Origin of the sequence: Erythrobacter cryptus DSM 12079 (genome assembly GCF_000422985.1) — a bacterium.
Taxonomy (GTDB): Bacteria; Pseudomonadota; Alphaproteobacteria; order Sphingomonadales; family Sphingomonadaceae; genus Erythrobacter; species Erythrobacter cryptus.
On the sequence record NZ_AUHC01000001.1, the window covers coordinates 335,192 to 346,483 of the forward strand.

The following is an 11,292-nucleotide window of genomic DNA, read 5'->3' on the forward strand; positions in this document are numbered from 1 at the left end:
TCCCTGTCCCCGGGCCTGTCCCCGGGCCTGTCCCCGGGCGGGGTGGTCACATCACGGTCGCCAAAAATGCGGGGGTTGCAGCGGTGCGGGCACTTGTAATTGATCGGTCACATCGCCATTGGGGCGGAGCGCGACGGCGCCGGGCGAGACGCACAGGTTGGTGATGCCGATGACACCCTGCAATCTGACCCATCCCTGGCGCGATGCCGAGGGCGACAAGCTCGGCGAGGAATGCGGCATCTTCGGCGCGATCAACGCCGCCGATGCCGCGGCGATCACCGCGCTCGGGCTCCACGCGCTCCAGCACCGCGGGCAGGAAGCCGCCGGGATCGTGAGCTATGACGGGCAGGAGTTCTATGCCCGCCGCGGGCTTGGCCATGTGGCCGAGAACTTCTCCAACGCCGAGGCGATCGCCGCGCTTCCCGGGCACATGGCGGCAGGCCACGTGCGCTATTCCACCACCGGCGGATCGGGCCTCAGGAACGTCCAGCCGCTCTATGCCGATCTTGCCAGCGGCGGCTTTGCCGTGGCGCATAATGGCAACATCTCCAACGCGATGGTGCTGCGCGGCGACCTCGTCAGCAAGGGTTCGATCTTCCAGTCGACCTCGGACACCGAGGTGATCATCCACCTGGTTGCCACCAGCCGCTATCCCACCATCGCCGACCGGCTGGTCGATGCGCTGCGGCTGGTCGAAGGCGCCTATGCCCTCATCGTGATGACGCCCGAAGGCATGATCGCCTGCCGCGATCCGCTCGGCATTCGCCCGCTGGTGATGGGCCGCATCGGCGAGGCGATCGTCTTTGCTTCGGAAACGGTCGCTTTCGATGTCGTCGGGGCCGAGCTCATCCGCGAGGTCGAGCCGGGCGAGCTGGTGCTGGTCAACTTCGCCGGCGAGATCCGCTCGGTGCGCCCCTTCGGCAGCCTGCCGCCGCGCCCCTGCATCTTCGAGCATGTCTATTTCAGCCGTCCCGATTCGGTGTTCGCCGGGCGCAGCGTCTATGAGGCGAGGAAGGCAATCGGCATCCAGTTGGCGCGCGAGGCCCCCTGCAGCGCCGATGTGGTGGTGCCCGTGCCCGACAGCGGGGTGCCCGCCGCGATCGGCTTTGCCCAGGAATCGGGCCTGCCCTTCGAGCTTGGCATCATCCGCTCGCACTATGTCGGGCGCACCTTCATCCAGCCTGGCGACGGCGCGCGCCATTCGAGCGTCAAGCGCAAGCACAATGCCAACCGCGCGCTGGTGGAAGGCAAGCGCATCGTCCTCATCGACGATTCGATCGTGCGCGGCACCACCTCGCTCAAGATCGTCGAGATGATGCGCGATGCCGGGGCGCGCGAGGTGCATTTCCGCGTCGCCAGCCCGCCCACGGCCCATTCCTGCTTCTATGGGGTCGATACGCCGGAGCGCTCCAAGCTGCTCGCCGCGCGGATGGAGCTTGAGGCGATGCGCGCCTTCATCAAGGCCGACAGCCTCGCCTTCATCTCGATCGAGGGGCTTTATCGCGCGGTGGGCAAGGAGGGGCGCGATCCGGCCTGCCCGCAATTCTGCGATGCCTGCTTCACCGGCGACTATCCCACCAGCCTCACCGATCTTGCCATCGCCGAGGCGCGCAGCGCCGAGCTTCCCTTTGCCGATCCCAAGGCCGCCTGAGACAGCATGACCCAAACCGACAAACCGCTCGCCGGGCAGACCGCGCTCGTCACCGGAGCCAGCCGCGGCATCGGCGCTGCCACTGCCAAGGCTCTGGCCGCGGCCGGCGCGCATGTCATCCTCGTGGCGCGCAAGGTCAAGGCGCTCGAGGAGGTCGAGGATGCGATCCACGCCGCGGGCGGCAGTTCGACCATCGCCCCGCTCGATCTGGCCGAGCCCGATGCGGTGGCCCGCCTCGCCGCGGCGGTGGCGGGGCGCTGGCAGGCGCTCGACATTCTCGTGCTGGCTGCGGCCTATCTGCCCGAGCTGACCCCGACCGCGCAGATCGATCCCAAGCAGTTCAACCAGGCGCTGCTCACCAATGTGGTGGCCACCCAGGCGCTGATCGCGGGCTTCGATCCGCTCCTGCGCCGCGCCGCGGCGGGCAAGCTCATCGGCCTTACCAGCAGCGTTGCCGCCGCGCCGCGGGCCTATTGGGGGGCCTATGGCGCGACCAAGGCGGCGTTTGAAAACCTGCTTGCCACCTATGCCGCCGAGGTAGAACGCCTTGCGCCGCTGCGCGTCGCGATCATCGATCCCGGCGCGACCCGCACGCAGATGCGCGCGCGCGCCTATCCGGGCGAGGATCCGGCGAGCGTCAAGCCGCCCGAGGTGGTGGCCGATCGCCTGGTGGCGCTGATCGCGGCGGGCTTTGATGGCCTCCACCGCGAACGCATCGAACAGGGCGCCTGATTGCCCGCGGGTTAACCCCGTTTGGAAAGATGGCCTTAGGGATTGGCGGCGCACACGCGCAAGTGGCCCGCAACAGGGCCATCCCGCAGCCAGACCAGTCAGGGCACACAGCGATGCGACGCGACCTTGATCCCTACAGCAGGGCAGCGCAGGAAGACCGCTGCGCCCCGCGCACCAAGCTCACCATCCCGGCCACCCTGCGCGCCTCGGGCGGGCGGGCGTTCCAGAGCGTGGTGCACGATCTTTCGATCTCGGGCTTTTCCGCCGCGGCGATCAACCGGATGCACGAAGGGCAGATCTGTTGGCTCACCCTGCCGGGGCTGGAGGCGCTCCAGGCCGAGGTGGTGTGGTGGGACAATTGCATCGTCGGCTGCGCCTTTGCCGAGCTGTTAAGCCCGATCGTGCACGACAATATCCTCCAGCGCTACAGCAATGTCGGGGTCTATCGCCAGATGATCTGAGCCGCTCGCGGCGCGGGCGGCGCTAGTCAAGGCTTGCGGCGATCTTCTGGCTGAGCGCAAGCAGGCGCGCGCGCTCCGGTCCGCCGCTGGCCTGCGCCCAATTGCCGACATAGGCGATCACCAGCCGCTTGGCCGGCACGATGGTGATCGCCTGGCCGAAGATGCCTTGCGCGCCATAGGCCCCATCGGGATAGGCCCACCACTGATAGCCATAGCCAAAGCCCGGCCGCTGCGGGGCAAAGCTCACCTTGGCCGCGCCCGCCTCGGCAAACCAGCCCTCGGGCACCACCCCCTTGCCCCCTTCGAGCGCGAAAAGGCCCATGCGGGCATAATCGGCAAGCCTGAGCGAAAGGCAGCACCCGCCGATATTGCCCCCGCGCGGATCGACCATCCAGAACATCGGGCCGGCAAAGCCCGCCGGATCGACGATCTTGGCCTTGGCATATTCGGCAAGCGGCCTTCCCACCGCATTTTCCACCAGGACGCCGATGAGATTGGTCTCGCCGGTCTTGTAAACCCACTTGGTGCCCGGCTCGGCCTCGCGCGGGAGGCGCTTCATCTGCTCGACAATGGCATCGGGGCCATATGCGACGACAAAGCGGTTCATCTGCGCCACATCGCTTGCCGGATCGGTGTAATCCTCGTTCCACTTCACCCCGCTCGTCATGGTGGCAAGCTGCTTGACGCTCACACCCTCGTAGGCGCTGCCCGCAAGGCCGGGAATATATTTGGTCACCGGATCGTCGAGGCTGGTGATGAAGCCATCCTTCACCGCCGCGCCGAGCAGGGTGGAGGTGAAGCTCTTGGCCACCGAGAAGCTGGTCCAGCGGTCATCGGGGCCAAGGCCAAGGCGATAGGATTGAAAGCGCACCTTCCCGTCCTGCACCACCATTAGCCCGGCGGTGTTGGTTTCGGCCATGACCGCTTCGAGTTCGGCGCGAAGCTCGGGCGCGAGCTGCGCGCCCTCAGGCAGCGCGCGCGGCGCCGGAGCGGGCGGCACCTCGTGCCCGGCAAACCACTGTTCCATCGCCCGGAACCGCGCGCTGCGCTCGGCATCGCTCCAGAACAGCACCTGCAAATCCTCTGGCGCGCGCGGCGGCGGCTGGTGCAGCGTCACCGTACCTGCCTCTGGCCCGGCCAGCGCGGGCAGCGGCGCCAGTGCCACCAAGGCGGCACCAACAATCCCCGAGGCGGCGCGCGCGATCATGCCCATATGCTGTCCTTTCTCCCCTTGTGGCCCCGCCATAGGCGGATGCGGCGGGAAAGGGCAAGCGCCTCAGGCGGTTTTGAGCGTCTTGAGTGCCGCGAGCGCCCGCTCGCGCGCGGCGCGGTGGGCGATGATCTTGCGCGGATAGGCGGCGGGCCTGCGCCCATATTCCTCGGGATCGTGGACGTAAGGCTCCTCCAGCCCCTTCAGTTCCGGCACATAGGTGCGGATATAGCGCGCCGCGTCGAACTTCTCCGACTGGCTGAGCGGGGCCATGATGCGGCCGAACATGTTGGCATCGACCCCGGTGCCCGCGGTCCACTGCCAGTTGGTGGCGTTGGAGGCATAGTCGGCATCGACGAGGCAATCCCAGAACCACTTCTCGCCCTCGCGCCAGTCGATCAGCAGGTGCTTGATGAGAAAGCTCGCGGTGATCATCCGCACGCGGTTGTGCATCCAGCCGGTGTGCCACAGCTGGCGCATCCCGGCATCGACGATGGGATAGCCGGTGCGGCCCTGCTGCCAGGCTTCAAGATCGCGCGCGGCGGCCTCGTCGGTGGCAGGATCGCGCCAGGGAAAGCGGTCAAAGGCGGCATTGTAATTGCGCGTCGCATAGGCGGGATATTGCAGGATCGCGTTTTGCGCATAGTCGCGCCAGATCAGTTCGCCCTCGAAGGTTTCCCAGCCTTTCGAGCGCCTGTCGCTGAAACGGTGCCAGATCTGGATCGGCGAGATCTCGCCAAAATGGAGGTGCGGGGAGAGGTGCGAGACCTTGTCTTCGCTGGGGAAATTGCGCTTGTCGTCATAGTCATCAAGATCGGCCGCCCAGGCCTCGAGGCGCCTGTGCGCGGCCTCCTCGCCCACCTGCCAGAAGTCGCGCAGGCCCCCCGCCCAATCGGGCCGGGTGGGCAGGAGCTGCCACGAGGCAAGATCATCGCTCTCAGGCCATGCGGCGGGCGCTTCCAGCCTTTCGGGCGCGGGGAGTTCGGCACGCGGCGGCAAGGCGGCGCGCAGCGCGCGGGCAAAGGGGGTGTAGATCTTGTATGGCCCGCCGGTGCCGGTGGTGATGCTGCCCGGGGGCATCAGGTAATTGCCGTGATAGAGCTTGAGATCGAGCGACTTGGCGAGCTTGCGCTCGGCATTGAGCCACCACGGCTCGTAATGGCAATTGGCGTGGATCGTGGCCGCGCCGACCTCCTGCGCCAGCTTGGTCAGCTCCGCCACCGCCTCGCCGCGCCGGAGGATCAGGCGGCTGCCCTTGGCTTCTAGGCTCCGAGCAAGGCTCGCCAGCGAATGATGCAACCACCAGCGCGAGGCCCCGCCATAGGCGTGGTGCCTGGGGCTTGCGTCGTCGAGCACATAGACAGCCACGACCGGGCCAGCCTTGGCGGCGTGGTAGAGCGCGGGGTTATCGGCGAGGCGCAGATCGCGCCGCAGCCATACGATTTGGGGGGAACTCAAGAGCAACCTCCGTTCGCCCTAAGCTTGTCGAAGGGCTGTCCTTCTTCCGGCTCTAAGCGAGAAAGTGAAAAGCAGGGCTTCGCCAAGCTCAGCCCGAACGGGTGTGGGACGGTAATGCGCCTACCCCTTGGGAAGTTCCTCGCATGTCACATCCGGCAGCGCGACCGAGAACCGGTCCCGCGCGCGCGGATCGTAGAAGCGGGCGTCGTAGAGGATCACCGAGCCGTCCTCGGCCCGCACCGCGAAGGGCGCGCGCGACCAGAACAGGAAGGCGTCGAGTTGGGAATTGCTGCGGCGGATCTCGGTGAAGTCCGGCAGCTTGCAGTCACCAACCACATCGCTGTCGATCGCATAACGGCCATTCTCCCCGCTGATCAACTCTCTGCCGAAGGGGCCTCGGATGGGTAAGGGGCTGGCAATCACAGGCGATCCGCCGACAGGGCTAAAGTCGTAGTAATTCTTCGCGGCCCACGTCGATCCCGCATTCACCCCGATATAGGCCAGCATCGCCGCCAGCCCCACCCGCGCAGGCCGCATCCACTCCGCCCCAGCCTTCTCCCGCCGCCGCGACCACCACACGCTGCCGATCAAGATCGCCCACAGCCACACATCAATGATGAACAGCGTATCGCCGTAGAACCACCGCGAGGAGAACGGCTCGAGCAGGCGAATGCCATAGACGTTGAGCCAGTCGAGCGCCGGATGGCTGAGGCAGCCGATGAAGGCCATCGCGTAAAGCCAGCCAAACCGCACCGGCGCCCGCGCCTCGGGCCGCGTGCCGCGCCGCTCCTGCCAGCGATCAAAGCCCCACAGCAGCCCCGCCAGCACCAGCGGCAGCAGCACCAGCGCGGGAGGGCCGTGGGTAATGCCGCGGCGGAAGGCGAGGTGCTCGGTGCCCTCGAGCCAGAAGAAGCAGCCCACGTCCACATCGGGCAGGTTCGCCCCGATGATGAGGGCCGGCATGGCAAGCCCCGTGGTGCGCTTCAGCCCCGCCTGCCCCAGCACCGCACCGACAAGGCTATGGGTCAGATTGTCCATCGCTTTGCAGCGCTAGCGCGGCGCGTGCGCGCGCGCGAGCGCAAATGCGCTTGGCGAAGCTGCCCGCCCTCGCCTATCGCAGCGCCAAAGACACGGGAGAGAGCATGACCGACACCCCCTATATCCGCCCCGACATGAAGGCCTTCCTCGAGATGATGGCGCAGGTGAACGGGCCCAAGCTCAGCGAAATGAGCCTCGATGAGGCGCGCGCCTCCTACCTTGCCATGCACAACCTTGCCGACCGCCCGGCGCGCGCGCTGCCGGTGATCCGCGATCTTTCCTGCCCCGGCCCCAAGGGCGAGATTGCCTTACGTCTCTACGACCCGCGCGAGAGCCGCGAGGGGCCAACGCCCGTCATCACCTTCTTCCACGGCGGCGGCTTTGTCATCGGCGATCTCGATACCCACCATGCGCTGTGCACCGAGATCGCTGCGCTCATGGATCTGCCGCTGGTCGCGGTCCACTATGCCCGCGCGCCCGAGGCGCCCTTCCCCGCCGCAATCCTCGATTGCGAGGCGGCAACGCGCTGGATCGCTTCCAGCCCCGCCGAGCTGGGCCTTACCGCGAGCGGCATCATCACCATCGGTGATTCGGCCGGGGGCAATGCCACGGTGGTGGTCGGCCAATTGCTCGCCGCCAGCCCGGCTGCCGTTCCGGTGGTGCTGCAGGTGCCGATCTTCCCGCTGGTGGCCGATGCGGTCAGCTCGGAGAGCATGGCCGCCTTTTCCGAGGGCTATCTTCTCACCGCCGAGACCATGGCCTTCTTCGATGCCGCCTATGGTGCCGATCGCTCTGACCCCCGCGGCTTTCCGATCCTCGGGCGGCACGACAACGCGCCCCCCACCATCGTGGTGACCGCCAGCCTCGATCCGATCCGCGATTCGGGCCGCGCCTATGCCAAGGCGCTTATCGATGCCGGGCGCGACTGCGTGTTCCTCGAGATGCGCGGGGTCACGCACTCCTTCACCAACCTGCGCCAGATGGTGCCGAGCACGCAGGCCGACCTCGAACGCGTCATCGCGGCGATGCAGTTCATGCTGGCAAACCCCGCATGAGCGATCCTGCCAGCCTGCCCTATCGCCCCTGCGCTGGCTTCATGCTGGTCAACCGGGAAGGCCGCGTCTTCGTCGGCGAGCGGATCGATGCCAGCGCCCATGGCTTCTGGCAGATGCCGCAGGGCGGGATCGACCCGGGCGAGGATGTCGCCGCCGCGGCGCTGCGCGAGCTTGCCGAGGAGACCGGCATTGCCCCCGATCTCGTCGAGGTGATCGCCCGCAGCGCGCGGCCCCATCTCTATGATCTGCCGCCCGAACTTCTGGGCAAGGTGTGGAAGGGGCGCTATCGCGGGCAGGAACAGCACTGGTTCCTCGGCCGCTTCCTTGGTGAGGACAGCGACATCGATCTTGCCGCACACCACCCGCCCGAGTTCAAGGCCTGGCGCTGGGTGGAGCCGGAGGAGCTGCCGCGGCTCATCATCCCCTTCAAGCGCGCGGTCTATGAAGCGGTGGTGGCCGAGTTCGCCCCGCTGATCCGCGCCTCAATTGGCGGCTGAGGCCGGCTCGGCGCTGCTCTCGGCGGCAAGCCGCGGCGCTCCCCCACGCGCGATCGAGGATTGCAGCGCCCGGGCCTCGGGGCAATCGGCCCCGCAAAGCGATTGCAGCGTGGCAAGGTTGCGCTTGGCCTTCTCCACCGCGCCCTTTTCGGCCAGCGCGGCGCCCTCGCCCGAGATCGCGGCAAGATTGCCCGGCTCGCGCGCCAGCGCCTCACGGTAATAGCGGATCGCCTTGCCCTGCAGGCCCTGCTGGCGCGCCGCCTCAGCGAGATCGATGAAGATCGGGGTGAAGCCGGGATCGAGAGCCAGCGCCGCCTCGAAGGCATCGGTCGCCGCTTCGGCATCGCCCGCGGCCAGCGCCGCGCGGCCCTCGGCCAGCAGCGCCGCGGCGCGCGGATCGGGGGCGGCGCGCCCGCCCGCGGTGGTGACGCTGGCACTGATCGCAAGGCACAGCGCAAGGGCAGCGGCAGCGGGCGCAAAACGCATCACAAGCTCCTTGATGGCATCGATCCGGGAACCGGCTGGGGGCATATCATGCGAAGCTATCATGGTGAACGCAAGGCCGCGATGAAAAAACCATCAGTGCCGTGATGAAGCGGATCGAGCCGCATTCCTTCGCCCCGCGGCGTGCCAAGGGGAAGGGGCACGGCCTCGCTGCGCCAGCCCGGATGGCGCGCGAGGAAGGTGGCGATCCGCTCTGCCCCTTCGGCATCAAGCAGCGAACAGGTGACAAAGGCGATGCTGCCCCCGGGACGCACCAATTGCACCGCGAGATCGAGCACATGGTCCTGGAGCGCCGTGAGCCGCGCCAGTTCCGCCCGATCGAGCCGCCAGCGCCCTTCGGGATTGCGCCGCCAGGTGCCGCTGCCCGAGCACGGCGCATCAACCAGCACATGATCGGCCTTGCCCGCCCAGGGGGCAAGGGCCTCAATCTCGCGGCCGGGATCGAGCAGCACGATCTGCGCGATCGCCGCGCCCGCGCGGTCGGCACGCGGAGCAAGATTGCCGAGGCGGCGCTTGTCGGTGTCGGCGGCGATCAGGCTTGCGCCATTGCCCAGCCGCGCGGCCAGCGCGAGCGTCTTGCCCCCGGCGCCCGCGCACAGATCGATGATGGTATCCCCGCGCGCCACGGGAAGCGCCTCGACGATGAGCTGGCTGCCCAGGTCCTGCACTTCGATCAGGCCTTGGGCATAGGCCTCCCATTGTTCGACCGGGGTGCCCGCAGCAAAGCGCAGGCCCTGCGCGCTGGCGAGCGCTTCGCCCGGTTCGGGCAGGTCGATGCGGCCGCGGTCGGCCTTGAGGGCATTGACCCGCACATCGAGCGGGGCGCGCTCCAGCAGCGCGGCGATCTCGGGCGTGCCAAGGCCCGAGCCGCGCAAGGCAGCGGCAAGCCACTTCGGGGCAAGGCCGGTCGCGGCGGCCTTCTCGCCCTTGCCGCGCGGCGCGGGGCCATGAGGGGAGCCATCGAAACAGCCCGCGAGCGCCGGATCGGTCTCGGAGAGCGCCAGCATCGCCGCGCGCCCGCTGGCAGGCACGGGGCCGCACAGGCGGATGGCGCGATAGGCCAGCTCGCGCACCGCGCGCCGGTCCTTCGCCCCGGCATAGCGGCGGGCGCGGAAATAGTCGGCGATAAGGCGGTCTGCCGGGGCACCCTTGGCGCGCGCTGAGGCAATGATCTGGTCGAGCAGCTCGATCGCCGCCTGGACGCGCGCCGCCGGGGTCATCGCCCGCCCCTAGCGGGTGGGATAATTGGGCGCCTCACGGGTGATGGCGACATCGTGGACGTGGCTTTCCGACAACCCGGCATTGGTGATGCGCACGAATTGCGCGCGCGCCTGAAGCTCGGGGATCGTGGCAGCGCCGGTATAGCCCATCGCCGCCTTGATCCCGCCGACGAGCTGGTGGATCACATCGGCCGCCGGGCCCTTGAAGGGCACCTGGCCCTCGATCCCCTCGGGCACCAGCTTCATCGCGCTGACATCCTGCTGGAAATAGCGATCCGCCGAGCCGCGCGCCATCGCCCCCACGCTGCCCATGCCGCGATAGGCCTTGTAGGAACGGCCCTGATAGAGGAACACCTCGCCCGGGCTTTCGCTGGTGCCGGCGAGCATCGAGCCGATCATCACGCTCGAGGCCCCCGCGGCGAGCGCCTTGGCGGCATCGCCCGAGGTTCTGAGGCCCCCATCGGCGATCACCGGCACGCCCGCCTTGGCGGCTTCCGCAGCGCTTTCCATGATCGCGGTCAATTGCGGCACGCCCACGCCCGCCACCACCCGGGTGGTGCAGATCGAGCCCGGCCCGATCCCGACCTTGACCGCATCGGCCCCGGCATCGATCAGCGCGCGGGTGGCCTCGGCGGTGGCGACATTGCCGGCGATCACCTGCACCGCATTGGAATGCTTCTTCACCCGCTCGACCGCGCGGGCGACCTCGACATTGTGGCCATGGGCGGTGTCGATCACGATCACATCGACCTCCGCGTCGATCAGCGCCTCGGTGCGGGCAAAGCCGAGATCGCCCACGGTCGTCGCCGCGGCGACGCGCAGGCGCCCGGCGGCATCCTTGGTGGCGGCCGGGTAGGTCACCGCCTTCTCGATGTCCTTGACGGTGATGAGGCCGATGCAGCGATAATCCTCATCGACCACCAGCAGCTTCTCGATCCGGCGCGCATGCAGCAGGCGGCGGGCCTCGTCCTGGCTGGTGCCGAGCGGCACGGTGGCAAGGTTCTCGGTGGTCATCAGCTCGCGCACCGGCTGCGCCGGGTTCTCGGCAAAGCGCACATCGCGGTTGGTGAGAATGCCCACCAGCTTGCCGGTGCCATCAACCACCGGGATGCCGCTGATGCGGTTGGCCTGCATCAGCGCCTGGGCCTCGCCCAGCGTGGCATCGGGGCCAATGGTGATGGGGTTGACCACCATCCCGCTCTCATAGCGCTTGACCGCGCGCACCGCGGCGCATTGCGCCTCGATATCGAGGTTGCGGTGGAGCACCCCGATCCCGCCCAATTGCGCCATGGCGATCGCCATGTCGGCCTCGGTCACGGTGTCCATCGCCGCCGAGAGCACCGGGATGTTGAGGCCGATCTCGCGGGTCAGCCGCGTCGAGGTGTCGGCCATGCTCGGCAGCACGCCCGATTCGCGCGGGCGCAGCAGCACGTCATCAAAGGTAAGGCCGAGGGGGATATCCATGG

Annotated in this window: 11 protein-coding genes; 5 read left to right on the forward strand and 6 right to left on the reverse strand. The window is 68.1% G+C overall.

What is annotated here, in order from left to right; all coding sequences use genetic code 11:
- Window positions 1-163 precede the first annotated feature (163 nt).
- From purF to G524_RS0101610, 3 genes are all read left to right on the forward strand, one after another.
- The gene (gene purF, locus G524_RS0101600) at window positions 164-1,651 is read left to right on the forward strand and encodes an amidophosphoribosyltransferase (RefSeq protein WP_027442139.1); all 1,488 of its coding nucleotides are present in this window, start codon (window positions 164-166) and stop codon (window positions 1,649-1,651) included.
- A gap of 6 nt (window positions 1,652-1,657) precedes the next feature.
- The gene (locus G524_RS0101605; protein ID WP_027442140.1) at window positions 1,658-2,383 is read left to right on the forward strand and encodes an SDR family NAD(P)-dependent oxidoreductase; all 726 of its coding nucleotides are present in this window, start codon (window positions 1,658-1,660) and stop codon (window positions 2,381-2,383) included.
- A gap of 113 nt (window positions 2,384-2,496) precedes the next feature.
- On the forward strand, window positions 2,497-2,844 hold the full coding sequence (locus G524_RS0101610) for a PilZ domain-containing protein (protein ID WP_027442141.1): 348 nt from the start codon (window positions 2,497-2,499) through the stop codon (window positions 2,842-2,844).
- A 22-nt stretch (window positions 2,845-2,866) separates the two neighbouring features.
- On the opposite strand, the gene G524_RS14650 is transcribed toward G524_RS0101610, so the two are convergent.
- From G524_RS14650 to G524_RS14655, 3 genes are all read right to left on the reverse strand, one after another.
- Window positions 2,867-4,051: a serine hydrolase domain-containing protein gene (locus tag G524_RS14650; protein WP_036857206.1), complete on the reverse strand. Its 1,185-nt coding sequence runs from the start codon at window positions 4,049-4,051 to the stop codon at window positions 2,867-2,869.
- Between the two features lie 69 nt (window positions 4,052-4,120).
- Entirely contained in the window at window positions 4,121-5,512 is a 1,392-nt protein-coding gene (locus tag G524_RS0101620; RefSeq protein WP_027442142.1) for a cryptochrome/photolyase family protein, read from the reverse strand.
- 120 nt (window positions 5,513-5,632) lie between these two features.
- Window positions 5,633-6,550 carry a metal-dependent hydrolase gene (locus G524_RS14655; protein ID WP_036857077.1) on the reverse strand — a complete coding sequence of 306 codons (918 nt, stop codon included), beginning with the start codon at window positions 6,548-6,550 and terminating at the stop codon, window positions 5,633-5,635.
- Window positions 6,551-6,654: 104 nt separating this feature from the next.
- Between G524_RS14655 and G524_RS0101630 the strand changes: the two genes are divergently transcribed.
- Entirely contained in the window at window positions 6,655-7,605 is a 951-nt protein-coding gene (locus G524_RS0101630; protein WP_027442143.1) for an alpha/beta hydrolase, read from the forward strand.
- Window positions 7,602-8,102 carry an RNA pyrophosphohydrolase gene (locus tag G524_RS0101635; protein WP_027442144.1) on the forward strand — a complete coding sequence of 167 codons (501 nt, stop codon included), beginning with the start codon at window positions 7,602-7,604 and terminating at the stop codon, window positions 8,100-8,102. The genes G524_RS0101630 and G524_RS0101635 overlap by 4 nt, the downstream gene beginning before the upstream one ends.
- On the opposite strand, the gene G524_RS0101640 is transcribed toward G524_RS0101635, so the two are convergent.
- Genes G524_RS0101640 through guaB form a run of 3 tightly spaced genes read right to left on the reverse strand, consistent with a single transcriptional unit; the run spans window position 8,088 to window position 11,290 of the window.
- On the reverse strand, window positions 8,088-8,588 hold the full coding sequence (locus tag G524_RS0101640) for a hypothetical protein (RefSeq protein ID WP_156893974.1): 501 nt from the start codon (window positions 8,586-8,588) through the stop codon (window positions 8,088-8,090). The two genes, G524_RS0101635 and G524_RS0101640, sit on opposite strands and share 15 nt — an antisense overlap.
- A 59-nt stretch (window positions 8,589-8,647) precedes the next feature.
- Window positions 8,648-9,826 carry an RsmB/NOP family class I SAM-dependent RNA methyltransferase gene (locus G524_RS0101645; RefSeq protein WP_027442146.1) on the reverse strand — a complete coding sequence of 393 codons (1,179 nt, stop codon included), beginning with the start codon at window positions 9,824-9,826 and terminating at the stop codon, window positions 8,648-8,650.
- 9 nt (window positions 9,827-9,835) lie between these two features.
- Window positions 9,836-11,290 carry an IMP dehydrogenase gene (guaB, locus tag G524_RS0101650; protein ID WP_027442147.1) on the reverse strand — a complete coding sequence of 485 codons (1,455 nt, stop codon included), beginning with the start codon at window positions 11,288-11,290 and terminating at the stop codon, window positions 9,836-9,838.
- Window positions 11,291-11,292 lie beyond the last annotated feature (2 nt).